This is a genomic window from Ekhidna sp. (assembly GCF_965228795.1).
Lineage (GTDB): Bacteria > Bacteroidota > Bacteroidia > Cytophagales > Cyclobacteriaceae > Ekhidna.
In genome coordinates this window covers 1480145-1502814 of sequence record NZ_OZ245839.1, presented here as the reverse complement: position 1 = coordinate 1502814, position 22670 = coordinate 1480145, and the positions used below count along the sequence as shown (strand labels likewise).

Genomic DNA, 22670 nt, shown 5'->3' with positions numbered 1-22670 from the left:
CATTCCAAGTCAAATCGTGATTCCAAACCCATGTAACAATACAATCCTCACCCCCACATACAAAACAAGAATAGCCGTAAGCCTTCGAATGATGTTGAGGTTCATCTTTATGGAAAGCTGAGAACCAACTAACCCTCCTAACATCACCGCCATGATAATTCCGCTCGCAAATGAGGCATTCAACTGAAAGGTTTTATTCACAACTAATCCGGTAATTCCAGCCAAAGAATTAACCAAAATGAAGAAAGAAGCCAGAGATGCAACAGTTACCGCATTCTGCCACTTCATAAGATTCAGAGTAGGTGACAGAAAGATTCCCCCACCTATTCCTACCAAACCGGACAACATACCAATACCTCCACCTAAAACCATGCTTTTAGAAGTGTGGAGATTCGTTGACTTTCCTTTTTTGATAATGGACTGAGCAAGCATGGCCATAGCAGCAAGGATCAAAGCGATTCCCAAAATGATGAAAAACGTATGCTCCGTTAGGCTAAGCTGTGCACCAAAAAAGGCCATCGGAATACTCAATACAAGGAACGGCCAGAACAGTGACCTCTTAAATACCCGATTCCTTAAAAAAACGATCGTTCCAATGGTTACTACGATCACGTTAAGCACTAGTGCCAGGGTTCTGATTTCATAGAAGTCGGTCAATACCAAACTCAAAATCGCCAGGTAGCTGGAGCCTCCTCCAAACCCAATGGAGGAATAAAATAGTGCAATCAGAAAGAACAGTCCCAGCAGTACATACTCGTTCATCGTGTACTGTACCCTCCTTTCATTTGAAACACTTTGATTTCCGGATTTTGAGCCGCTATCAACACTGCAGCCTGCCGTGTAGCATTCCCTTTATTGCAAACCAGGATCACTTCTTTTTGAGCTTTGAAGGTAGTCAACTCATCCATTGGTCGATTCTCAAAACGATCATCATGGTTTAGACTGTACTCAACCTCCGATCGCACATCTATCAAATGATACTGATCCAGATCCATTTCAGTCAACTCTTGCCAGGTCAGCCAGGAATCTTTACTGGTCTCCTTTTTTGGTTCAGGCTTGGTGATTGGGGCCAATTCAAATACATGATGCTCGGTATTGATCGCATCCACCACCAATAATTTTCCAGCCAAAGGTTGTCCAATTCCTGTCAACACTTTCACTGCCTCCATCGCCTGATAGGTACCAATAATTCCAGGCAACACACCCAACACCCCGATCTCATTGCAATTATCCACTTTGGCTGAGTCGTCCGGATACACGTCCCGATAGCTGGGACTTCCTTGGTAGTTGAATACGCTTACATGACCCTCATGTTTGTAAAGGGCTCCATAAACGAATGGGATTTCATTTGCCACGCAATTATCATTGATGACGTATCGTGTTTCAATGTTATCCGTACAATCAATTACCAAATCACATCCTGAAATTAGGTCGTTGGCATTTTGTTTTTCGAGCATTTGAGTCGTCACTTCAATGGATACTTCAGGATTTAACCCGTTTAACCGCTCCTTAGCTACTTCCGCTTTTTTCTTACCTACATCAGCAGTAGAATAAATAACCTGACGCTGCAGGTTGCTTAGCGAAATATCATCTCCATCAACAATTCGGATAGTTCCAACGCCCATTCCTACCAGATACTGAAGCACTGGTACGCCCAGCCCTCCGGCTCCAACCACTACCACTTTGGCATCTAGCAATTTCTGCTGTCCCTCTGCTCCAAAATCAGGAAGCACAATCTGCCGTTGGTAGCGCTCGGTGTTCATTGAATTAAAGACTTGGCGAACTCGTATTCGTCCAGGTTATTCGCATTGTATAGTTCCTGATCTTCTTTCGGATGTGCCAAATGGACTTCATGATTCATCATGAATTTGCGCGGACACCTCATGTCTTGTTCGATATGAAATTCTTCCAAAATAGGGCGAGCATGTCCTTCCCAAATGGCTATTAAAGGCTCAGGTAATTCAGTTTCTCGAGTTGCTAAAGAAGTACCCAAGGAAGATTTATCTCTATTTTTGATTAGCTGATCAATCGTTTGCTCAGTCACAAAAGGTAGATCTACCGCAAGAATGAGCCACGATTTATTCGGGTATGCGCGCATGGCGCTGATGATCCCATTGATCGGTCCTTTGGTATCCAGACTATCCTCAATTATACGATCAGTAAATCCAACCGATTGTCCCTTTCGAACTGAAACAAATGCCTTGGGAAGTTTAGACTGAAGTAGGTCGAATAGATACTCCACCTGTGGTTTGCCGTGATAATTGAGCACCGACTTATCCGTTCCCATGCGGGAGCTTTGCCCGCCCATCAATACCAATCCATATAATTCATCGCTTGAAGTCACGCTTTCCTCCTTTCTTTTCCTGTAATTGTGTTGGTCCAATTATGATGTCGTGTGACAATGCTTTACACATATCATAAATACACAATCCGGCAACAGATGCACCAGTTAAAGCCTCCATTTCCACACCAGTTTGCCCGGTCGTTTTCACCATGCAGCTAATCTCAAACCCATTTTCAGTTGGCTGAATATCGATATCAACTTTGGATATTGGAATGTTATGGCACAGCGGAATCAAATCAGATGTTTTCTTGACCGCTCCAATCCCGGCTAAAACTGCCGTCTGAGTCAGGCTTCCTTTTTTTGTATTAAAGCCATTCTTTTTAATGGTTTCAAAAGCCTCTGGAGGGAATTTTACGATAGATACAGCCACAGCAATTCGCTCCGTGATCTCTTTGTCACTCACATCCACCATGTGGACGTCCCCCTCTTTGTTGATATGTGTTAACTCACTCATCCTCCTAATTTGGTCATGGATAAATACTCTTTTTCATTTTCCTCAGCTGCAGCGAATCCATCTTTAGGTTTGTTAGCCACCGCAACCATCAATGCCTCTTTCACTTCTTCTCTAGAAGCACCGGATCGCAATATGTCTCTCAAATTCAGCTGGCTGTTTCCATACAGACAGGTGCGGATTTCTCCGGTCGCCGACATCCTCAATCGATTACAATCTCCGCAGAACGTTCGACTAAAAGATGGAATCACACCAAAAGAACCTTTAAACCCTGCAATCTGATAGTTCTGTGAGGTGGAATGTGGGCCATCAATCATCTTATTGTAATCGTATTCCTTTTCGATGATCGACAGGATATCTTTATAATTCATCGGAGTTTCCACCTTCCCTCCTGAGCCATTGAATGGCATTTCTTCCAGGAATCGAACAGAGACAGGATGCTCTTTTGCAAGTTCAATCAATGGAAGAATCTGATCCTCATTAACGCCCTGCATCACTACACAGTTAACCTTCAGATTGAAGTTCCTTGCTATCATTTCATGTAAAGCACCGGAAACCTCCTCATATTCATCTCTTCGGGTGATCTCTTTAAACTTCTGTCGATCCAGACAGTCCAGACTTACATTGATATCCTTGACCCCAAGTCTTTCCAGCTCATCCAAATGTGGACGGATCAATGTCAGGTTAGAGGTAATGCTGATTTTTTCCAGATAGGGCTTTTTAGACAGCTCATTAATGAAATACATCAGATCTGCTCGAACGAATGGCTCTCCCCCTGTCAACCTAATTTTATTAATGCCCATTTCACCCATCAAATCAGCGAGCTTCAGCAACTCCTCATAGGATAAAATATGTTCTTTGGGCTCGAACACCATTCCCCGTTCCGGCATGCAATAAGTGCACCGTAGATTACATCGGTCGGTCACCGATAGCCGGAGATAATTAATCTCCCTTCCAAATTTGTCTTGCAGCTTCTTCATCTTACTACTCGATTTAAAAAGCCTGAATACCTAAACAAAAAACCGTCATTCAGAGGCTTTAGCAAGGAATATGGGCTGGAAAGCCGTAGGAATCTCCCGAATAAGGGGACTCCACGCCCTCTTTTCTTACAGCTCTTTGAGGGTAAGAGGGCTCTGAGTGACGAGATAACGGTTTTTTGTGTTTGCTTCATGGCACTCAGGTAATTCAAGGTGTAGGTGAAACCCAATGACTACTGTCGGTAAAAAATTCCTTCTTCCAGATGGGAACCGATTTCTTCAATTCATCAATCAGAAACTGACAGGCCGGAAAGGACTCTTTGCGATGTGAGGAAGCCACTCCTACCACTACAACAGGCTCCCCAACTTCCTTCTTGCCTATTGCATGGATCATAACTGCTTGATGCAGTCCCCATTTTTCGATGGCTTGTTGCCGAATCTTTTCCATTTCAGCCAGTGCCATTTCATCATACGCTTCAAAACGCAAATCAGTTACCTCCGCATCTTCGCGTTGCGGGGTGTGGTTTCTCACCGTACCCACAAATACACACGTACCCCCTGCTTTTGTATCAGCAAGCAGCTTATACACCTCATTAAGGTCAATATGTTCGACTAATTGTACCAATGTTTTACCCTCCGGATACTGGTGGTATCAGGGCGATTTCATCGCCGGGGCTAATGGGGTCCGGATCCTGCACATACCGCTTGTTTACGGCTATCGCAACCGTGGACCATACAATGGTGGGGTACTCGTTACCTAAGTAATCTCGCAGTGATTTTACATCGATCAACTCCCTATTTACCAACAACTCAGATCCCAATACCTCCTTCACATGACCAAAAGCTTTCACCACTATCATATAAAGTAAAAATAGACATTTACTTTATAAACAACATCCCAATTCCCTTGCGATGCAAGGGACGAGCGAGACTTGGGAATCCCATGATTCAAATCTCCATTAGAAGAGAACAGACATCAAGCGTCGGAACAGGCGCTCCCGCTATCCGTTGTATCTTTTGCATCTCCCACTCCCCAACCCAAATGCAAAAGGATGCCACTCCTATCGGGTCTAGGTGGAAAGAGTGGTGCTTCGAGCGATTGTTAAAATAATCCCAATTCCCATGCGAGCAAAGTATGAGCGAGACTTGGGAATCTTAATGAACTTTACTTCTATCCTTCAAGAGATTCCCATGACTCAAATGGCTGGCGCCATTTTCCCAAGGGAATACCGAGAAGAAGAAGGGGCACCATATAACCACTTCCCCTATTCCCTTGCGAGTGAGGCACGAGCGAGACTTGGGAATCTCATAACCATTTAGACAATCAAGGAGATTCCCATGACTCGACCTCCTTTCTGTCGGTCTCCCAAGGGAATACTGTGCTTATTGCAGATCACTTACCTCCTCAAAAAGATCTTTAAGAGTTGGATTAAAATCTTTAATTAATTTGTCCTTCCAAGCACGATTCCACTTTTTGATCTTATGCTCCCGCTCCCTTGCTATTTCAATACGTTCATAAAACTGATAATAGATTAGGTCTGTACAGTTATACTTTTTCGTAAACTCCGAACCAAAACCATTTTTATGTTGGTAGGCTCGGTTGTAAAGATTATCCGTGGAGCCGACATAAACCACACTTCGACTCTTGTTCGACATGATATAAACGTATCCACCTTTAACCATTTGTATCCTAAAACTAAAAATTCTTTCCTTTATTCCATTGTGAAAACATGTCCCTATTCCCTTGCGAGCGAAGTATGAGCGCGACTTGGGAATCTTAAAGTCTTATATCCCTGTATAAAGGGATTCCCATGACTCAAATGGCTGGCACCATTTTCCAAGGGAATACGGTGAAGAAGAAAGGGGCACCATATAACCACTTCCCTCATTCCCTTGCGAGTGAGGCACGAAGGAGACTTGGGAATCTCATCATCCAGACTTAAGAGATTCCCATGACTCGACCTCCTTATAGTCGGTCTCCCAAGGGAATACGGATATTTGACAGACTCTCCCCAAGGATTCCTATCTTTATATCCAATGCCAACTCACAACCATATACACATAAAAGACAAACCCAAAGTCTCTGTCGGACCAACATCAGTGGCCAACGCCAGCAGGATGATCCTGAAAGCTATGCCGCCTTGGAAAGCACTGAAACTGTTGCGAAAACTGAACCAAAAAAGGGGTATTGACTGTCCCGGATGTGCCTGGCCTGATCCTGATAAGCGATCGAAATTGGGCGAATTCTGCGAAAACGGGGTAAAAGCCATCGCTGAAGAAGCGCAACATAAGCTGGCGGGTGAGGCATTCTTTAAACAGTATACCATTGAGTCTCTCAGAAAGCAAAGCGATTACTGGCTGGGTCAGCAAGGCAGACTTTCCCAACCGATGATCAAAAAAGAAGGAAGTACCCGGTACGAGCCTATTGAATGGAATGAAGCTTTCAATCTTATTGGTGAACATCTAAAATCTCTCCCACATCCCGATGAAGCTGTTTTCTACACCTCCGGAAGAACAAGCAATGAAGCTGCTTTTCTCTACCAGCTCTTCGTTCGAAAGTTTGGAACCAATAACCTCCCCGACTGCTCCAACATGTGCCATGAATCCAGTGGCGTGGGACTGACTGAAACCTTAGGCATAGGCAAAGGAACGGTGACCCTTGAGGATTTTGAGCATGCAGAAGTCATTCTGATCTTCGGTCAAAATCCTGGCACCAATCATCCCCGAATGCTGAGTTCGCTGGAGAAAGCGAAGCGAAATGATGCCAAGATTATAGTCATCAACCCTTTGAAGGAAGTGGCTTTGATGAAGTTCAAAAACCCTCAGAAAATCAAGAGTTGGATCAGCAAGGGAACCGATATCGCTGATCTTTATCTCCAGATCAAAATCAATCAGGATGTTGCCTTACTCAAAGCCTGGCTGAAGCTGCTTTTGGTAGATAAAAGATGTTTGGATCGAAAATTCATTGCTGCTAACACCGAAGGATTTGAAGCTTTGAAAGCTGACCTGGAGCAGTATTCATTGGATGATCTGATTAGTCAAACTGGACTCTCTAAAGAAGATGTACTCTTAAGTTCTCATTGGCTGGCAGCCAGTAAAAAGATCATCGCCTGTTGGGCCATGGGGCTCACACAACATGTCAATGCGGTGGATAACATCCGCGAGATTGTAAATCTGCTTTTACTGAAAGGAAGCATTGGTAAAAAAGGAGCTGGCACCTGTCCGGTCAGAGGACACAGCAATGTACAGGGTGACCGAACCATGGGTATCTGGGAGCGTCCAACAAAAGCGTGGACCAATAAGTTGAGAGACACCTTCAACTTTGATCCACCTGAGTCACCCGGATATAATGTGGTGGAAGCCATTGAGGCCATGAATGATGGAAAAGTGAAGTTTTTCATGGCACTGGGTGGGAATCTCCTTCCTGCAGCACCAGATACTTTGCTCACGGAGCAGGCCTTAAAAAAATGTGACCTGACCGTTCACATCAGCACTAAGCTTAACCGAACACATTTAGCTCCCGGCAAAACCTCGATGATCTTACCTTGTCTCGGTCGAACGGACAAACACATTCAGAATGGAAAGGAGCAAGTTGTGACTGTAGAAAACTCCATGGGTATTGTTCATGGTTCGCATGGCAGCCTTACTCCTCCATCTAAACATTTAAAGAGTGAGCCGGAAATTGTGGCTTCTATGGCAGCAGCTACATTGGGTAACGATGATATCAACTGGTCGGGATTGATTGAAGACTATGACAACATCCGTGATTTAATTGCGAAAGCCATTCAGGGATTCGAGAATTATAATGAACGACTAAAGAACGATAACGGCTTTGAGCTACCGAATGGTGCTCGAAAAGGAGAATTCAATACGCCTTCTAAAAAGGCTGTTTTCTCTATCAATCAACTAGCAGAATCCATTCCGGAAGGACATAAATATGTGATGATGACGATCAGAAGTCACGATCAATTCAATACCACTGTGTATGGATTAGATGATCGCTATCGTGGCATCTTTGGCGGACGAAATGTAGTCTTCATGAACGAAGAGGATATGAAGGCAGAAGGACTTGAAAAAGAAGATGTCGTTGAACTTTCCAACCATTACGGGTTGGAACGGAAGGTCGCCGGATTTACCGTAGTGCCTTATGAAATACCGCAAGGTTGTGTGGCAACCTACTTCCCTGAAGCCAACCCATTGGTACCGCTACACTTGACCGCCAGAAAAAGTCATACACCGGCATCTAAGTCGGTGGGAGTGAATATTCGAAAGATCGTCAAATGACAAAAGGTGACATTTTTATAGTTGGAGTTATTACCATTTGTATTGGGATAATAATTTGGGCGAATACTATTAAAGAAGAAACTAAGCTGATTTTTGTGGATTGTAGTGTCACTTTTGATACAGTATTAGTTACAAAAGACTGGACTAGAGGTGCCTATCCACATCTAATTAGGGATTCTATTATTCTTTCGGCAGGCTATAAAGCATTTGATACAACCTACTGTCATCAATCTTTGACCAAGAAATACAAACCCTTCATCCTGACTGAAGGAGTCATTTACTATTGTGATTTGGGTGATCTATATCCTCCATTTAAAATATACAAAAAGCACTCTATCGGATACACTCACTGTCGTAAAGAATGAGAAAGTTTTGTATTTCCAAATACCTTCAAATGATGATAGTGGATGGTAGTTATTGCTATTGTCATGATATGGTAGAAGTTATACACTCGATCAAACAATTGATTTTAATATCATAAGATTTGACATGAACGAACTAGTTCTAAAGATTGCAGATGAATCCGACTTGCCAGCTATGATAAAAGCTGGAGATTCGCTGTTTGATTATCTAATCAAACTCGACAGAGCAAAGGAGTTTTTACAAGACCCAAGACACCATTTAATCTTGGCATATTTTGATGAAAAACTGGTCGGCATGGTGTCCGCTTTTGATTATGTTCACCCTGATAAAGATCCGACACTATTTATCAATGAAGCAAGCGTTTTAGAAGATTTTCAAGGACAGGGTATTGGTAGAAAGCTTATTAAATCCATGTGTGAACATGCTAAATCAATCGGATGTAAAGAAGCCTGGGTTGCCACTGAAAAATCGAACATGGCAGCCAGAAAAGCTTATGTAAACGCCGGAGGTAAAGAAGACGCAGAAGATGTTGTGCTGATTGAATTTGATCTAAATAGTTGATTCAGGCCTGATTCCCATATCCGATCTGATCGCCATCGTTATCAAATAGGTTATAAGCCGGCCCATCTTTTCTGATTCCGTGTGAAGTGAGATTACCATCCATGTTATAAATATTAAAACGATGTTTATCAATCATTTTCCCATAACCTAACTGATTTCCCTCCTGATCATAAACGTTTAATTTCTGATCTTCGATCATGCGGATATAGGAGACAAAATCTCCGTCCATATCATAATTATTGTATCGTTCTCCGGTTTTCATCTGATCTATTAGAGAGTTATAACACTAAAATCAAAAAATAAGGAGAATAAAGATATGAGCTAAATCAGTTCTTTAGCTCATTTATTTCATCTGAAGGTTTTATCAACCAATTATCAGAGTGACCGCAAGTATTGCTAAATAGACAATTAATAGTATCTGTTTTGCCTTCATGAGTTTTCGTTTTTTAGTCCTGTTTATGTGTCTTTCTAATACGAAAACCACCAAAAGAGTTTCATTTTTATTTTGAAAGGTTGATAACACCGGTAATCTGTCTGCTCCACATAAGCAGACTTGAATTATTATGAAAGTGCACTTCACACTTCATCACGTGTTATTGCGAAGAATAAAACTATCCACAGTATTTCAAAATGGAAAAATCACCTTCTTTCGATTATCACATTCATTTCTGGCATCATTTTTTCCTATATCATAATCAATAGGTCAAATGTTTCACCAAAAATGAATCACAATGAAAAGGCTATATATACTCTTACTTTTTGCATTAATCGGACTTTCAAGTTGCTACCGTGGAGAAGGCATACCCGGCCCAAGAGGATATGATGGAAGAGACGGAATTGATGGGCTAGATGGTGAAGAAAGCTATGCATTTGAATATGAATTCAGCTTCACAGCGCCTGAATATAGTGTTCTATTGAATCTTCCTAACGATTTTGAAATGCTAGATTCAGATGTGATGATGGTCTACTTTCTGTGGGAGGTCACCAATGACGGAGTAGAGGTCTGGCGGGCATTGCCTCAGACACTTTTCTTCACTGACGGCATGCTCCAATACAATTATGACTATACAAAGTTTGATGCCCAGGTATTTTTAGATGGGACAGTAAATCTTAATGGATTGGGTGCAGACCTTACAGATAATTGGATTGCTCGCGTGGTGGTAATCCCTGCTCAATTTTCAGGAAGATCAGGCATTGATTTAACAAATTATGATGAAGTAAAAGCTTATCTGAATCTTTCTGACTCAAGGCTAGCCACCAAAAATTATCGTAAAAGACCCTCCGAATAAAAAATATTAGGCGGAAATCAAGTCATTTGATTTCCGCCTATATAACATTCAATCAGCCTTCACGTTCATTTTTCAATGAATCGCTTAAAAGAATTTTTCTGGCTATGTGCCGGAGTGAATAAATCCATCTTGTCCAACTGCCCCTCTGAATCCAGCAAATATGTGGGCATTGGAGCTACTATCTTTTTCACCGGTGTATTTGCAGCGCTGGCCGGCGGTTATGCGCTTAACACCATTTTCGATAACTATTGGATTGCTGCAACATTCGGCATTATCTGGGGACTGATGATCTTTAACCTTGATCGGTTCATCGTATCCAGCATGCGGAAGAATGGTGATGTCAAACAGGAATGGATCAGTGCCATCCCACGACTTATCCTTGCCATTATCATTTCCGTTGTGATCGCTAAACCACTTGAACTTAAAATTTTTGAAAAGGAAGTGGAAGCAGAAATATCTCATATGATCCAGGAGGACTTAGCTGCACAGGAACAAACAGTGAAAATGCGATTCAATGAAACAAGGGAACGGTTGAATGCTGAAATTCTAGTGCTTAAAAACGAGATAGCTGAAAAAGCTAATAAAAGGGATGAATTGAGAAAAATCGCTCAGGAGGAGGCTGATGGAACCGGAGGGTCAATGCAGCGTAATGCCGGGCCTATCTATCAAATCAAAAAAGCTGATGCAGACAAAGTAGAAGCTGAGTTGAAGGAATTGACGGCTTCAAATGGGCAATTGATCAATGAAAAAGAACTGGCGTTGGCGGAGTTGGACGAACAACAAAAAGCAGCTCTTGGAGAAATGAAAGAAAGTCAGCTAACAGGATTAGCCTCGCGAATCGAAGCACTGGATCGACTGACAGATAAAAGCAGTGCAATACGGGCCGCTCATTGGTTTATCATGCTTCTATTTCTTGCAGTAGAAACTGCTCCCGTGTTTGTGAAGCTTATTTCTCAAAGAGGCCCTTATGATTTTGTGCTCAAGAAAGAAGAGTATGGCTATGAAGCAGCCTACTACGAAGACCTGGCAAAAGTCAATGCAGTAATCAAAAAACGATCATCCCGACTTACAGAAGAAGAAAATGAATATGTTCAAAATCGTTTGCAGCTAAGTCTTGAAAAAACTTAATTGGGCATTGAGATGGTCTTTCCTGCTTACCTTTAATAGAAATAAGATCTTCTCACCATGAAAAAGCTCGACAAAAAAGACATTGACCCTAAAGTATTTAAGCTCTATGATGATTATGCTCACAATCGGATGGAGCGAAGAGAGTTTATTGAAAAGCTTTCACTTTATGCTGTTGGAGGACTGACGCTCACTTCACTCATGAGTTCAATCATGCCTGATTATTCCGCCATTCAGGTTTCCCAAGACAACCCTAAGCTAAAGACAGAAACAATATCATACGATTCACCTAAAGGTGGCGGAACGATCAATGCTCAACTTTCCCGACCGAAAGACGCGAAAGGAAAACTACCCGGTATTGTCGTAGTTCATGAAAATCGAGGACTTAACCCACACATTGCTGATGTTGGGAGAAGAGCGGCCATGGCCGGTTTCATTTCAATTTCGCCGGATGCATTAACTCCACTGGGTGGCTATCCGGGCAATGATGATGATGGCAGAACTATGCAGCGAAAAAGGGATCGAAATGAGATGTTGGAAGACTTCATTGCAGCATTCGAATATTTAAAGGATCATTCGGAGTGTACAGGGAATGTGGGAGTTGTTGGGTTTTGCTTTGGTGGGTGGATTTCTAACATGATGGCAGTGAAGGTGCCTGAACTGAAAGCGGCAGTCCCATTTTATGGAGGACAGCCTTCAGCTGACATAGTTCCAAATATCAATGCTCCATTACTGCTTCATTTCGGAGAATTGGATGAACGAGTAAATGCCGGATGGCCGGCTTATGAAAAGGCTTTGCAGGAAAATGATAAAAAGTACAAGGCCTACATCTATCCGAATGCAAATCATGGATTTCACAATGATACCACTGCGCGTTACGATGAAAAAGCGGCAAATCTAGCCTGGGAAAGAACGGTAGCTTTCTTTAATGAACATTTGAGGTCGTAAATCAATAGAGAACATCCGAAGTATCAGACTGCCAATATTCTTTGGTGTCAATATCCATAATGGTCAGTTTACCATTCCAACCAGCACCGGTATCCAGATTCCAAAGATTAAACGCCTGCATTGGACTCTCCTGACTCCACTTGATTGTTGGAGTATGACCAATAAATACTTCATTGAATTGTGAAAGCAAATCCGGTTGCTGCCCAACTTTTAGTGCGTCTAAAGAATGCATCCATAAACTCCTATCCCAATAGCAATTACTGGATGGTTCTTCGCTTGCCGGTCCATCCGAATGTGTAAATCCTGCATGAACAAATACGCGGTTTTGATTATCAATGTGAAAGTTCTTTTGACTCTTCAAAAATTGTAAATGTTTTTCCCTATCAATTGAATCAGCAGCGTCTACATATGATTGAACCGTTGGTATTCCTCCATTTTCAGCCCATCCTGCTTGCATGCTATTGGTTTTCAACCAATGAGAGAGCCATGGATCATGATTCCCTCTTATAGCTATAAGCTTTGGGATTGACAATAGTCTTTCTATCACTTGAGCTGTGTCCGGATGCCGATCACCGACATCACCCAATTGGATCAAAACATCTTCCTCTCGATTGAACTCACTTCTTTCGAGGCATTGATTCAATGCTTTCAGATTACCATGAATATCACCCATTACCAGGTTTCTGCCCCGCTTCTCTTTGGCCATTTTGTACCTCCCTGAAACAATTTCTGACTATTTGTCCTTATTAAAAGGTAAGCAAACAAATCTTATCCTATGGAACATAAAGTAGAAATTACAGATATATTATCTCTCACCCACGATGTGAAACGGATTACCACCACTAAGCCTGAGGGATACACATTTGATCCGGGACAGGCAACAGAAGTGGCCATCGATCTCCCAGATTTTAAAGATAAAAAGCGTCCATTTACATTCACTTCACTACCTCAAGATGACCACCTGGAATTTATCATAAAATCATACAGAGACCATGATGGTGTTACCAACGCACTCGATTCATTAGTATCAGGAGGTTCGCTAATTATAGGTGATGCATGGGGAGCTATAAGCTACAAAGGAAGGGGTACATTCATTGCAGGGGGTGCAGGCATCACCCCATTTATTTCCATTCTAAGAGACCTTGCTGGTAAAAACGAACTGGTAGGAAACAGCCTATTCTTTTCTAATAAAACCGGCAAGGATGTCATTTTAGAGTCTGACTTGCAAGAAATGCTAGGAGATGATTTTACATCTGTACTAACGAGGGAAAAAGTAGAAGGTCACGAACATGGTCGTATCGATATGAAGTTTCTAAAAACTCATATTGAAGATTTCTCTCAAAACTTCTATGTATGCGGTCCTGATAAAATGGTGAAGGATGTCAATGAACTATTAGAAAAAATGGGAGCCAATACTGACGCATTGGTATTCGAAAAATGAGCTGACCGGTCATTTATCGAAATACGCTGGTCTATTGGGCAGATTTAAATATATTTATGATACATCGTCTGGCCCTGTAAACCTTCCATTTTGCGCAGCTTTTTACTACTTATGACCCTAATAACAACCTTATGCTCAACCATAAGTGCTGTTAGTCAAAGCTATTTCTACAAGAGATACGGTGTTCAGGAAGGATTACCTACAGAAATAATCAAGGCTGTTGCTCAGGATTCTCTAGGTTTTTTCTGGATAGCAACCGATGAAGGGCTGTCCATTTACGATGGTATTAAATTCAAAAGCTACACTGAAATCCTGCATAGCAATTATGTGAAAGGGTTTATCGAAAAATCCAATGGAGGCTTGTTGGTTTTTGGTGACCTGGATCTTTATGAAATAAACAATACAGGTGACACGATAGCTTTTGATGCTGTTTGCCCTGTTTCCCGAGTTTTAAACGATAGCTCCGTCACCTATCCTAAGCAAATTTATGAGGATCAGAATAACGCATTATGGCTGAGTGAAGCTCAGTCTGTAGTTCGTCTGGAAGAAAATGGTTTTAAGCGTTTTGAGTTTGATTCCAAAGACAGAACTACCCAATTTCTTCGATCCTTCTCGATTTTTGAGGACTTGGTGGGCAATCTATATGTTGTTTCATTCCAAGGAAACGTATTTCAATTAAATGCTAAAAATGATGTATTTGAAAGTTATAAAATTTCGTTTCCAAGTCAGGTTGAGTATGTTGGTGTATTTGATCAGAAACTGGTGATAGGAGCTAGTGAAGGGCTTTTTGTGTCCGAACTTGATGCCGATGGTGGTTTTGAACCGATTGATTTAGCAAAATCAATTCAATCAGTATCATTCGTAAAAGCAATAAACGATGATCAATATTTCATTGCAACAAGAGGAAAAGAACATTACATAGCCAATTCAGATTTTAGCGCATTTGAAGCACTCCCATATGAAATTAACAATATAAATCACGTCTATGTGAGTGGTGAAAATGATATCTGGATTTCCAGTAACGAAGGTTTGATCCTACTCAAAGAAAATCTCTTTCAGACGGTCAGTGATCAGGATGTCTTCATGGAATCAGTAACAGAAGACCCGGAAACTGGTAATATATATTATGCTACAGACCAATTCTTATTTGAATACAATCCTCAAACAGCTAAAAATACCGAATTATTAGATTTTGCAAATGGCTATTTTCAATCCCTCTCTTTTACCGGCGATGGTCTTTGGGTTGCCAATGCTTTTAAAGCCTTTTTGTATGATCAGGGGGTAATTGAAAAAGAGTTCGATTTTGGGGAGCAACGAAGATTTGTAACCGAAATCACCCAAGATTCATCTGGGAATGTCTGGCTTTCTATACCGGGTCATTCTTATTCTTATCAAATTGATCAAAACTACGATTTAAAAAAGTACCCCGTTCCTCTGGGAGAGGATGGTGTAATCAACCTGGTGAAAGAAGGTGACAGAGGGATTTATATTGCTTCTTCGGGTAATGACAGTTACTTATTTCATAAGTCTCCTGAAGATTCCATGTTTAGCAACATCAGCGCACCGCTTGGATTTGAAGTAAAATCAAATATTGAAATTACAGGGCTGACTTCATTAAATGATAAAATATACCTGGCTTCTTCGGTCGGGCTGCTGGTGCATGACGGCAATACGCTGAATAAGGTGAATTTAGGAGAAGAATTTCAAGACCTGCCTGTACGTTCCATAGAGGAGTATGTAAACGGAAGAATACTAATTGCCAATGCCTATGGACTTTTGATGTATGATCTGAAAAATGGCACTGTCGATCTATTCAATGAAAGCTATGGCCTCTCTTCCCGAACTATTACCGCAAATGGGATCATGGTCAGCAGCACCAACGATGTATGGGTGTGTACTTCCCAGGGCTTGTGTTATAGTTCCTATGCGCTGACTCAGTCTAAAGAAACCTTAACTCCAAAATTCATTGAAGTATCTGTAAATGGTGAGCCTTCTGCAACCAATAAGGAGGTACAAATGGACTATGGATCATTTATTTCAATGGAAGTTTCTTCTATTACCTTCCCGGAAAGCGATGTAAACTACCAGTATCGTCTGGATCCATCTAAAGACTGGATCAATACGGATCAGGAAATATTAATTTCAAATCTCCCCTCAGGAAAGCATGAACTTCAGGTAAGGGCCAAAAAATATGGTCCTTTTACGTGGAGCGATGTAAACTCTGTAATCATAGATGTAAACCCGCCGTATTGGCATAGCGGTTGGTTTGTGGTCATCGTTGTATTGGGAATACTTGGACTCATAGCCTTAACGTACTCATACGTCGCTATCCAGAACAGACGTAAGAACCACAGGCTTCAAGTGCTAATCAATGAAAAGACAAGTGAGCTACTGAGTGCCAATAAGGACCTAAAGTTGCTCAATGACGAGAAAAACAATCTGATTCAGATCGTTGCTCATGACTTGAAAAGTCCTCTAGCCCAAATCATGTCGGCTTCAGATTTAGTGAAGAAAGAAGACTTGAATGAGACAGATAAAAAGCTGACGGAAATGATCAAACTATCTTCCTCACACCTGATGGAAATGATCAATAAAATCTTAGATGTTAGCCAGATTGAATCGAAAGAACTTGATCTGAATATACAATCTGTTAACCTCACTCATACGATCCTGCAAGTTGCCAACCAATATGAATCTTATGCTAAAAAGAAGGAAATTCAGATCATCAAAGAGGTTGAAATGGATGTTTATGGAAATGTGGATGAGGGCTTCACAAAACAGATAATTGATAATCTTATTTCAAATGCACTGAAGTTTTCACCGAAAAAATCTAAAGTGATTATCAAACTAATTGAAAACCAACATAAGGCAATTCTTGAAATAAAGGATGAGGGACCAGGGTTGTCTGCCGATGATAAAGAGAAATTATTTGGGAAATTTCAACGCCTAAGTGCCAAGCCTACCGCTAATGAATCATCCACAGGACTTGGTCTCTCGATTGTGAAAAAATTTGTAACCGCCCAAAAAGGTGATGTTTGGGTAGAGAGTGAAAAAGGCAAAGGGGCTAGCTTTTTCGTGGCTTTGCCAAAAGCCTGAATCAGTCAAAATCCAAATGATGAATATGTTCATCAATAATATCAATACGATAGGTGATGCTATTCAGATACTTGACTAGTTCTTTCTCAAATTTCCGAATATCCTTCTCGTATTGCTTAACCGTCTTTTCATCAAAACTGTCTTGAATCACTTTTAACACACTGCATTCATCAGAGATGAATGCTTTAAAGTTAGCAGTGCTATACTCTGTCTCCAGTTTTTCAATATCTGACAAGGTAGCTGCTGCTTCTTTATCCTTACTGGTATCAAACTTTTCCTGCACAATGAAATAAAGAGTGGTATCCCAATGATGAATATTATCGAGCAGCTCAATGGTTTCCTTTCGATATTCCTCTGTTAGGCAAAACTCCTGAATGCCCTGATAGTTTTTTAATCGTATGGCCGTTTCATCCCAACGGACCGTCAAATCATCAATAACTGCTACGATATCAACATTTTGTTGTGCAGCGCCAACGAGGCTTAGGAAAAAAAGGAATAGGCCAAATAAATTTTTCATGATATGTGACTAATATAAAACAATAACAGTGCATAGCACCCTAAAACTTACTTTGCCAGAATTTGAGGTAATGATCATCGTATCGATATGGGTTATTTTCCTTGACCAAAGCATTGTATTCATTGGCGATACGTATAAAATCATCATCTTCTTCCCTATAGCCAATTATTCTATCTTTTATTTTTTTTGCTAGTCTTGGATAGTCTTGAACGAGCTTCATAGCTTTCTTTTCAAACTTACCCAGATAAAAGTCATCAACTAACTGGCTCTCCTTATAAATAGCATAACCTGACTCGATGTTTTCCCTGGTGATCGGGTTGGTATAATATTCCCGATAAATACTAATAGGTCCCTCAGCATAGGTTAACATAAAATCTCCATCTATCGCATTTTCCACCTTTGGATTTTTAAAAAGATACCCATCAAAAACTATATACACTACATTTTCTTTCTCATAGCGCTCAAAATCCATATCCTCAAAGGCTTCCTTTTTATTGATCAAACTTGCCAACCCACTATACGACCAATCAATTTCAATAGCACCACCATCAGCATAAATTAAGAGTACCGGATATGCCGTATAATAAGTATACCTGGCATCTACATCCCAAAAAGTTTCGTCATCTATTTCGAGTGCTTTTTCTAAATAGGGTCGTTCTGTAAAAAATTCCACCCACTTTTCAGACTTCAACAGGTCTTGTGTATATGCCGAGGTGATGATAAATAACAGAGCGCAAGGCAGGACAAATCTCATCTTAGTCAAGTAGGTGATTATGTCGGCTTTTTAATTAAAAGTCTCTTTTCAAAAGTAATACCTGAAAATTATATATTTTTCATACATGACTCATCGCTTTTCATTCATCATTGCATTGGCATTTCTGACTTCATGTACTTCTGATTTTGACAATGAATGGAAGCGTTCCTCCTACGAGGGTACGCACTTTAACAAGCTGGTAGTAGTTGGTCTGTCTCACGAACTGGATACCAGAAAATTCTATGAAAATGAAGCGGTTACTGAGCTAAAGAAAGCTGGATTTGAGGCGATTGAAGGTCTTCACATATTTCCTCAGGAAATAACAGAACTTGACCACAATCAGGATAGTATCTCCCATCTTATTGTTGAAAATAATGTAGATGCAGTGTTGGTAATTAAGATTCTGCACGAAAATGATGATGAATACATGATGCCTGAAGACTATGGTAGGTTTAAAAAACTATACTTCAGAAGACGCTCTTTTCATACGTATAATGCAAACTACTATGAGCGACCGGACAAGTATTTTATGATCGGCACGCTTTATGATCTCAAAGAAAAGCACGAAGAAAATGAAGAAACGGTTATATGGCGAGCATCAAGTACGATTATTACCCGGCAGAGAATATAGCCTTCAAAAAAGAGTTCATTGATAATGTGGTCAAACACATCACTAACCAGCATTTAATTGAATAACTACGCGGTAGGTAATTCAACGACAAAAGTGGCTCCTTTAGCATCGCCTCTTTCGAACCAAACCTTACCCCCGATTTCTTCAACGTATCGTTTTACAAGTGATAGTCCTAATCCGGAAGAGCTTTCTTCTCCTGTAGGTCTGGCACTGAGTTTTGCGAATTTCTCAAAAAGTTGATTTTCCTCCTCCGGTAACACTCCCGGACCCTCATCCATTATTTTCACCCTTACCTTGTCCTGATCTGCGGAAATATTGATAGTTACATTTTTTCCTTGAGGAGTGAACTTTACCGCATTAGAAACTAAGTTTTCAAAAATCAATTGCAAGTATGTCTGGTCCGTGTTAACCATCGCATCAACGCCATGAACGAACAAATTGATGTTCTTCTGCTTTGCCGGCTCCCTGAGTAAATCCAATGCTTGATTGACCACCGTCTTCACAGAGAGCATCTCTGCTTTCAACCTGATTGCTCCTTGCTCCATGGTAGCCATATCTAACACATTATTAACCAGACCCTGTGCCTGAGCAGAGACTTTCTCAATCATAGCGATAAATTTTCGCTGCTGATCCAGTTCCTTTTCCTCTTTCAAAATGTTGGAAATCGTCGTGATATTAGCTAACGGATTTTTTAAGTCGTGCGCTAAAATTCGAATGATGTGATCTTTGTCATCTATTAGTTTTTCGAGTCGCTTAGATTGATCACTGATGGTCTCTTTTTGTTCTGCCAACTGCTGATTCTGCTTTTGAAGGCTTTTTAGAGCATTCGTTTGTGTGGATTCAAATACGACAGAAATGACCAATATAATGAGCAATAATCCAGGCAAAACGGATACAAACCACTCTGCTTTCATATCTGTATTGTATTGAAGTGGTAGTTGCTCTCCCTGTATCTCCAGCCAACCGAACCAGACCATGACCAAAAAGGACAAAATACCCCATGCAATACCAAAATTTCGGTTCACCACCAGTAGTGCTAATACCGGAATAGAGATAATCCAGGGATAAATGGCTGACCAAATACCTCCTGAATAATAGGTGAGGGCCACCACTGCCACAGCTCCAACAAGTACATAAAGGTTAGTAATTAGAAGTATGGGTGTTCGCGTTCTAACGAGCAGAGCTAGTAAAACAAATCCCAAAACGTTAAAGATCATCAGGTATATCCCTAACTGGAACTCAAAGAGCACGCTAAACCAGATGTAGGAATTAGAAAATAGACTGGTAAGCAGTGTTGCACGAACAAATAATCTTGCCTTACGCAACGAGAGTTCATCTTCATGATATGAAGGATGAATAAAAAAATCTACTAAGGAGGCAAAATTCATTTCGGTAATCCTAATAAAGCTACTGCTTAATTAGCAATAGTAAAAGCAATATAAGCACTTGCCAAGATCCAGATACCTTCTATTATTCCTAGGTATACGGTACGCTGCAATTTATTACGCTCTGAGTAATAAATTAAAATTGGAAGAGATAATGATATCAATGCTTCACAAACAATAACGTATACAGGGGCATTGAAAATCATTGTTACATTTTGATGATACCACCACCATCCGGCATCTTTTGCCAAATGCTCATAAAGTGGAATGTACATTCCCCCGGCAATACACAAAATGATAGAAGCAATTAAGAGACCTTTCTTTTGAGTGAGTAAAACACCTACAAAACTTAATTGCAACAACACGTTTGACCATGCAAAAGGCATATACATTGGACTGCTCCAGACCATGAGTTCATTACCGGGATAAACCAAGCTATCAATGGTGCTAACCAGGTAGTGATCAGTCGCTAATTCCAGGATTCCGGCTACCGTCCCAAATACAATTAATCGCAATACCAGAGGGTTTTTGAACTTCAGCGCATAAAACCAGTAAAAAAGGTATAATCCATAGGTTATTATACTAGCCGATACAGGTCCGGCTTCAAAAATAGAGGCTCCCAGGGACCACAGAATAAGGACCCCTGATGATGCTAAAATCGATCGGGTTGTTTGCTTATCTAAGCCCGGAATGTTGTTTTGCTTATTCATGGTTTTGATCTTTTTTGCAGTGCCAACCTTGCACCCAATACTCCCGGAGTTGCAAGTCTCGTCTCCCAGGAATCTACTAGCTCCCAGTCTGCCTGCAAAGATGGCGGGATAAAAAACTGCACCTGTTTGCCATCATTGAAATGATGGATGATGCCATTCAACAGCTTCTTGTTGAAATGAGATGAAAGTTTCCTTACGAACTGATGTTCTTCCAGGTGACTGAGTTTTCCTGTAATAAATCGGGTCACGGCCAATAGGATGCGCTCTTTCTTATCCTCTTTGTTTTCTATGCCCACACATTTAGCCAGATTTATCCCAGATGATTCAGTGAAGTCCTGTAAGAAATACTCAATAAAGTAAGGCGGCACCTCATTGAAAGCATTTCCGGGAATCAAGTAATTCATAAATGCTATACACGAATCCGTCAACGCTGTTCCTGCCTCTGACTCCTCTGCCTGATGCATCAATATTTTGGTTGCCAGCTCAAACCCGTCTTCATATGAATCCGGAAGCAATCGCTGGTCAATTCCCATGAGATGGCCTACCACCTTCCAGCAATGCATGTAGTTATCGATTTGGGTATCAGATAGCTCAATGTTGAGTCGCTTCAACCCGGCAATGATCACCGGCCCAAATGACATCAGAGTTCCGGACAAATCTTCTTGATTGATGGGCTGGCCAAAATGACTCACATCCCAACTCTTTCTCTGATATTGCCCTGATTGAAGAAAATGCCTGATAGAGGCATGAATGAGTCGTACCTTTTGTAAGGTTACTATTCCTTTACCTCCTTCATCAAGTCCTCCCTCAGCCAATACATTGACTACCATCTGGGCAGTCTCCATGAGTCTCCGAGCCAAGGGGTCGATATTGCCATTGTGTGAAAGTAGACGGCCCGTCTCGAAGAGCACTTGAGCTCCTTTCCCACAGGTATAGCACATGGGCAAAGAACTTACATTCAGAAGCATGAAAATTTCAGGACCGTATAGCGAAAACAGCTGTTGTCCATCCGCGATTTTAGCACGATCTGTCCATGCAGGGAGCACTGCAGTTTTCTCAATATAATTATCCAGTAATTCTGATAAATCAGCCCCTAGTGATGAAAACATTCCTTTCTTGAAACTGGCGTTTCTGAAAAGCATCATCATGAGCTCATTTACTTTTTTCTCGTCACCTGATGAGATAATTGCCGCTACTGTCTCATCTGCTAATGGATCTGTTTGATCTCTGAAAGTTTGTAATGTCTCTGAGGTTATCTCAACAATTGAAAAGGCATTATTCATCCTTTAAGAAGATAGGTTAGTTACGTTCAGACCGTAATCTAACACCTTTACTTCTTTGATAAAAGTGAATGTCTTGTTGGGATGATTAGCTTATTAAATGGTGCTTATGACCGTTTTAAGTCCATCATATGTCCAGGGTTTATCTATGAATCGATCAATGAGTTGTTTATCAATCGCCTCGCTTACTTCTCCCTCAGCTGCATAGCCTGAAATCATTACTTTTTTTACAGATGTGGTAACGTTCATCGCCTCCAACTCTTTTAAGAATTCTACACCTGACATCAAAGGCATTCGCTGATCTGTAAAGACGTACTCTACATCGTTATTTTTGATAAAATCTATAGCCTCTTCAGGGTAGGTAGTAGTGAAGACTTCAAAGTCCTTTTTAAACATCTCCTTAAACAAAAGAAGGTTTATTTCTTCGTCATCTAGGTAGATTACCGCAGGTTTTTGCACACTCATTATATTCATTCTGGTTGAGGAACAAATTTAAATCAATCCCCATTTAGTT

The 22670-nt window shown here is 41.0% G+C and carries 26 protein-coding genes; 10 read left to right on the top strand and 16 right to left on the bottom strand.

All coding sequences use genetic code 11. The features are described 5' to 3' along the window. Nucleotides 1-9 precede the first annotated feature (9 nt). The 7 genes from ACQK2H_RS06980 to ACQK2H_RS06950 form a co-directional block, all read right to left on the bottom strand. Nucleotides 10-762 carry a sulfite exporter TauE/SafE family protein gene (locus tag ACQK2H_RS06980; protein WP_425390739.1) on the bottom strand — a complete coding sequence of 251 codons (753 nt, stop codon included), beginning with the start codon at nucleotides 760-762 and terminating at the stop codon, nucleotides 10-12. Next, the gene (gene moeB / locus ACQK2H_RS06975) at nucleotides 759-1763 is read right to left on the bottom strand and encodes a molybdopterin-synthase adenylyltransferase MoeB (protein WP_425390738.1); all 1005 of its coding nucleotides are present in this window, start codon (nucleotides 1761-1763) and stop codon (nucleotides 759-761) included. The genes ACQK2H_RS06980 and moeB overlap by 4 nt, the downstream gene beginning before the upstream one ends. Beyond that, nucleotides 1760-2344, bottom strand: a complete 585-nt coding sequence (gene mobA, locus ACQK2H_RS06970; protein WP_425390737.1) for a molybdenum cofactor guanylyltransferase — start codon at nucleotides 2342-2344, stop codon at nucleotides 1760-1762. Before mobA ends, moeB begins: the two co-directional genes overlap by 4 nt. Then, entirely contained in the window at nucleotides 2328-2798 is a 471-nt protein-coding gene (gene moaC / locus ACQK2H_RS06965) for a cyclic pyranopterin monophosphate synthase MoaC (protein WP_425390736.1), read from the bottom strand. The genes mobA and moaC overlap by 17 nt, the downstream gene beginning before the upstream one ends. Further along, nucleotides 2795-3775 (bottom strand): GTP 3',8-cyclase MoaA, encoded by a 981-nt coding sequence (moaA, locus tag ACQK2H_RS06960; RefSeq protein WP_425390735.1) that lies wholly within the window; start codon nucleotides 3773-3775, stop codon nucleotides 2795-2797. The genes moaC and moaA overlap by 4 nt, the downstream gene beginning before the upstream one ends. 205 nt (nucleotides 3776-3980) lie before the next feature. Then, nucleotides 3981-4397: a molybdopterin synthase catalytic subunit gene (locus ACQK2H_RS06955; RefSeq protein ID WP_425390734.1), complete on the bottom strand. Its 417-nt coding sequence runs from the start codon at nucleotides 4395-4397 to the stop codon at nucleotides 3981-3983. Nucleotides 4398-4401: 4 nt separating this feature from the next. Then, the gene (locus ACQK2H_RS06950; protein ID WP_425390733.1) at nucleotides 4402-4632 is read right to left on the bottom strand and encodes a MoaD/ThiS family protein; all 231 of its coding nucleotides are present in this window, start codon (nucleotides 4630-4632) and stop codon (nucleotides 4402-4404) included. Nucleotides 4633-4894: 262 nt separating this feature from the next. On the opposite strand from ACQK2H_RS06950, the gene ACQK2H_RS06945 reads away from it, so the two are divergent. Further along, nucleotides 4895-5092, top strand: a complete 198-nt coding sequence (locus tag ACQK2H_RS06945) for a hypothetical protein (protein WP_425390732.1) — start codon at nucleotides 4895-4897, stop codon at nucleotides 5090-5092. A gap of 63 nt (nucleotides 5093-5155) precedes the next feature. Here the strand turns inward: ACQK2H_RS06945 and ACQK2H_RS06940 are convergent, their stop codons facing one another. After that, nucleotides 5156-5455 (bottom strand): GIY-YIG nuclease family protein, encoded by a 300-nt coding sequence (locus ACQK2H_RS06940; RefSeq protein ID WP_425390731.1) that lies wholly within the window; start codon nucleotides 5453-5455, stop codon nucleotides 5156-5158. Between the two features lie 354 nt (nucleotides 5456-5809). Here ACQK2H_RS06940 and ACQK2H_RS06935 point away from each other — a divergent pair, with 354 nt between their 5' ends. The 3 genes from ACQK2H_RS06935 (at nucleotide 5810) to ACQK2H_RS06925 (ending at nucleotide 8980) form a co-directional block, all read left to right on the top strand. Further along, complete coding sequence (locus tag ACQK2H_RS06935; protein ID WP_425390730.1) at nucleotides 5810-8056, top strand: FdhF/YdeP family oxidoreductase; 2247 nt, start codon at nucleotides 5810-5812, stop codon at nucleotides 8054-8056. Beyond that, on the top strand, nucleotides 8053-8421 hold the full coding sequence (locus ACQK2H_RS06930) for a hypothetical protein (protein WP_425390729.1): 369 nt from the start codon (nucleotides 8053-8055) through the stop codon (nucleotides 8419-8421). Before ACQK2H_RS06935 ends, ACQK2H_RS06930 begins: the two co-directional genes overlap by 4 nt. 124 nt (nucleotides 8422-8545) lie before the next feature. Continuing rightward, on the top strand, nucleotides 8546-8980 hold the full coding sequence (locus ACQK2H_RS06925; protein WP_425390728.1) for a GNAT family N-acetyltransferase: 435 nt from the start codon (nucleotides 8546-8548) through the stop codon (nucleotides 8978-8980). 1 nt (nucleotide 8981) lies between these two features. Here the strand turns inward: ACQK2H_RS06925 and ACQK2H_RS06920 are convergent, their stop codons facing one another. Beyond that, nucleotides 8982-9242 carry a hypothetical protein gene (locus tag ACQK2H_RS06920; protein WP_425390727.1) on the bottom strand — a complete coding sequence of 87 codons (261 nt, stop codon included), beginning with the start codon at nucleotides 9240-9242 and terminating at the stop codon, nucleotides 8982-8984. A 469-nt stretch (nucleotides 9243-9711) separates the two neighbouring features. On the opposite strand from ACQK2H_RS06920, the gene ACQK2H_RS06915 reads away from it, so the two are divergent. The 3 genes from ACQK2H_RS06915 to ACQK2H_RS06905 all read left to right on the top strand — a co-directional run bounded on the left by ACQK2H_RS06915 (nucleotide 9712) and on the right by ACQK2H_RS06905 (nucleotide 12342). Continuing rightward, a complete protein-coding gene (locus ACQK2H_RS06915) occupies nucleotides 9712-10269 on the top strand; it encodes a hypothetical protein (protein WP_425390726.1) in 558 nt (185 codons plus the stop codon). Between the two features lie 75 nt (nucleotides 10270-10344). Continuing rightward, complete coding sequence (locus ACQK2H_RS06910) at nucleotides 10345-11397, top strand: DUF4407 domain-containing protein (RefSeq protein ID WP_425390725.1); 1053 nt, start codon at nucleotides 10345-10347, stop codon at nucleotides 11395-11397. 57 nt (nucleotides 11398-11454) lie between these two features. Beyond that, nucleotides 11455-12342 (top strand): dienelactone hydrolase family protein, encoded by an 888-nt coding sequence (locus ACQK2H_RS06905; protein WP_425390724.1) that lies wholly within the window; start codon nucleotides 11455-11457, stop codon nucleotides 12340-12342. Between the two features lies 1 nt (nucleotide 12343). Here the strand turns inward: ACQK2H_RS06905 and ACQK2H_RS06900 are convergent, their stop codons facing one another. Beyond that, nucleotides 12344-13048, bottom strand: a complete 705-nt coding sequence (locus ACQK2H_RS06900; protein WP_425390723.1) for a metallophosphoesterase — start codon at nucleotides 13046-13048, stop codon at nucleotides 12344-12346. Between the two features lie 69 nt (nucleotides 13049-13117). Between ACQK2H_RS06900 and ACQK2H_RS06895 the strand changes: the two genes are divergently transcribed. Both ACQK2H_RS06895 and ACQK2H_RS06890 read left to right on the top strand, forming a co-directional pair. Next, nucleotides 13118-13783: a flavodoxin reductase gene (locus ACQK2H_RS06895; protein ID WP_425390722.1), complete on the top strand. Its 666-nt coding sequence runs from the start codon at nucleotides 13118-13120 to the stop codon at nucleotides 13781-13783. Between the two features lie 111 nt (nucleotides 13784-13894). Then, the gene (locus tag ACQK2H_RS06890) at nucleotides 13895-16879 is read left to right on the top strand and encodes an ATP-binding protein (protein WP_425390721.1); all 2985 of its coding nucleotides are present in this window, start codon (nucleotides 13895-13897) and stop codon (nucleotides 16877-16879) included. Nucleotide 16880: 1 nt separating this feature from the next. Here ACQK2H_RS06890 and ACQK2H_RS06885 read toward each other — a convergent pair whose 3' ends face one another. After that, the gene (locus ACQK2H_RS06885; protein ID WP_425390720.1) at nucleotides 16881-17396 is read right to left on the bottom strand and encodes a hypothetical protein; all 516 of its coding nucleotides are present in this window, start codon (nucleotides 17394-17396) and stop codon (nucleotides 16881-16883) included. Nucleotides 17397-17436: 40 nt separating this feature from the next. Next, nucleotides 17437-18150 carry a hypothetical protein gene (locus ACQK2H_RS06880; RefSeq protein WP_425390719.1) on the bottom strand — a complete coding sequence of 238 codons (714 nt, stop codon included), beginning with the start codon at nucleotides 18148-18150 and terminating at the stop codon, nucleotides 17437-17439. An 85-nt stretch (nucleotides 18151-18235) separates the two neighbouring features. Here ACQK2H_RS06880 and ACQK2H_RS06875 point away from each other — a divergent pair, with 85 nt between their 5' ends. After that, entirely contained in the window at nucleotides 18236-18781 is a 546-nt protein-coding gene (locus ACQK2H_RS06875) for a hypothetical protein (protein ID WP_425390718.1), read from the top strand. Nucleotides 18782-18846: 65 nt separating this feature from the next. On the opposite strand, the gene ACQK2H_RS06870 is transcribed toward ACQK2H_RS06875, so the two are convergent. The 4 genes from ACQK2H_RS06870 to ACQK2H_RS06855 form a co-directional block, all read right to left on the bottom strand. After that, a complete protein-coding gene (locus tag ACQK2H_RS06870) occupies nucleotides 18847-20169 on the bottom strand; it encodes a sensor histidine kinase (RefSeq protein ID WP_425390717.1) in 1323 nt (440 codons plus the stop codon). A gap of 26 nt (nucleotides 20170-20195) precedes the next feature. Further along, nucleotides 20196-20876: a DUF6989 domain-containing protein gene (locus ACQK2H_RS06865; protein WP_425390716.1), complete on the bottom strand. Its 681-nt coding sequence runs from the start codon at nucleotides 20874-20876 to the stop codon at nucleotides 20196-20198. Further along, nucleotides 20873-22159, bottom strand: coding sequence for an oxygenase MpaB family protein (locus tag ACQK2H_RS06860; protein ID WP_425390715.1), 1287 nt, complete (start codon nucleotides 22157-22159; stop codon nucleotides 20873-20875). Before ACQK2H_RS06860 ends, ACQK2H_RS06865 begins: the two co-directional genes overlap by 4 nt. Nucleotides 22160-22252: 93 nt before the next feature. Continuing rightward, the gene (locus ACQK2H_RS06855) at nucleotides 22253-22621 is read right to left on the bottom strand and encodes a response regulator (protein WP_425390714.1); all 369 of its coding nucleotides are present in this window, start codon (nucleotides 22619-22621) and stop codon (nucleotides 22253-22255) included. Nucleotides 22622-22670: the final 49 nt, after the last annotated feature.

What these genes read in the sequence shown, in the direction of transcription:
- ACQK2H_RS06980 (WP_425390739.1), bottom strand. Translation starts at nt 762, where the DNA reads ATGAACGAGTATGTACTGCTGGGACTGTTCTTTCTGATTGCACTATTT.
- moeB (WP_425390738.1), bottom strand. Translation starts at nt 1,763, where the DNA reads ATGAACACCGAGCGCTACCAACGGCAGATTGTGCTTCCTGATTTTGGA.
- moaC (WP_425390736.1), bottom strand. Translation starts at nt 2,798, where the DNA reads ATGAGTGAGTTAACACATATCAACAAAGAGGGGGACGTCCACATGGTG.
- moaA (WP_425390735.1), bottom strand. Translation starts at nt 3,775, where the DNA reads ATGAAGAAGCTGCAAGACAAATTTGGAAGGGAGATTAATTATCTCCGG.
- ACQK2H_RS06950 (WP_425390733.1), bottom strand. Translation starts at nt 4,632, where the DNA reads ATGATAGTGGTGAAAGCTTTTGGTCATGTGAAGGAGGTATTGGGATCT.
- ACQK2H_RS06945 (WP_425390732.1), top strand. Translation starts at nt 4,895, where the DNA reads ATGCGAGCAAAGTATGAGCGAGACTTGGGAATCTTAATGAACTTTACT.
- ACQK2H_RS06940 (WP_425390731.1), bottom strand. Translation starts at nt 5,455, where the DNA reads ATGGTTAAAGGTGGATACGTTTATATCATGTCGAACAAGAGTCGAAGT.
- ACQK2H_RS06935 (WP_425390730.1), top strand. Translation starts at nt 5,810, where the DNA reads ATGCCAACTCACAACCATATACACATAAAAGACAAACCCAAAGTCTCT.
- ACQK2H_RS06930 (WP_425390729.1), top strand. Translation starts at nt 8,053, where the DNA reads ATGACAAAAGGTGACATTTTTATAGTTGGAGTTATTACCATTTGTATT.
- ACQK2H_RS06925 (WP_425390728.1), top strand. Translation starts at nt 8,546, where the DNA reads ATGAACGAACTAGTTCTAAAGATTGCAGATGAATCCGACTTGCCAGCT.
- ACQK2H_RS06920 (WP_425390727.1), bottom strand. Translation starts at nt 9,242, where the DNA reads ATGAAAACCGGAGAACGATACAATAATTATGATATGGACGGAGATTTT.
- ACQK2H_RS06915 (WP_425390726.1), top strand. Translation starts at nt 9,712, where the DNA reads ATGAAAAGGCTATATATACTCTTACTTTTTGCATTAATCGGACTTTCA.
- ACQK2H_RS06910 (WP_425390725.1), top strand. Translation starts at nt 10,345, where the DNA reads ATGAATCGCTTAAAAGAATTTTTCTGGCTATGTGCCGGAGTGAATAAA.
- ACQK2H_RS06905 (WP_425390724.1), top strand. Translation starts at nt 11,455, where the DNA reads ATGAAAAAGCTCGACAAAAAAGACATTGACCCTAAAGTATTTAAGCTC.
- ACQK2H_RS06900 (WP_425390723.1), bottom strand. Translation starts at nt 13,048, where the DNA reads ATGGCCAAAGAGAAGCGGGGCAGAAACCTGGTAATGGGTGATATTCAT.
- ACQK2H_RS06895 (WP_425390722.1), top strand. Translation starts at nt 13,118, where the DNA reads ATGGAACATAAAGTAGAAATTACAGATATATTATCTCTCACCCACGAT.
- ACQK2H_RS06890 (WP_425390721.1), top strand. Translation starts at nt 13,895, where the DNA reads ATGACCCTAATAACAACCTTATGCTCAACCATAAGTGCTGTTAGTCAA.
- ACQK2H_RS06885 (WP_425390720.1), bottom strand. Translation starts at nt 17,396, where the DNA reads ATGAAAAATTTATTTGGCCTATTCCTTTTTTTCCTAAGCCTCGTTGGC.
- ACQK2H_RS06880 (WP_425390719.1), bottom strand. Translation starts at nt 18,150, where the DNA reads ATGAGATTTGTCCTGCCTTGCGCTCTGTTATTTATCATCACCTCGGCA.
- ACQK2H_RS06875 (WP_425390718.1), top strand. Translation starts at nt 18,236, where the DNA reads ATGACTCATCGCTTTTCATTCATCATTGCATTGGCATTTCTGACTTCA.
- ACQK2H_RS06870 (WP_425390717.1), bottom strand. Translation starts at nt 20,169, where the DNA reads ATGAATTTTGCCTCCTTAGTAGATTTTTTTATTCATCCTTCATATCAT.
- ACQK2H_RS06865 (WP_425390716.1), bottom strand. Translation starts at nt 20,876, where the DNA reads ATGAATAAGCAAAACAACATTCCGGGCTTAGATAAGCAAACAACCCGA.
- ACQK2H_RS06860 (WP_425390715.1), bottom strand. Translation starts at nt 22,159, where the DNA reads ATGAATAATGCCTTTTCAATTGTTGAGATAACCTCAGAGACATTACAA.
- ACQK2H_RS06855 (WP_425390714.1), bottom strand. Translation starts at nt 22,621, where the DNA reads ATGAGTGTGCAAAAACCTGCGGTAATCTACCTAGATGACGAAGAAATA.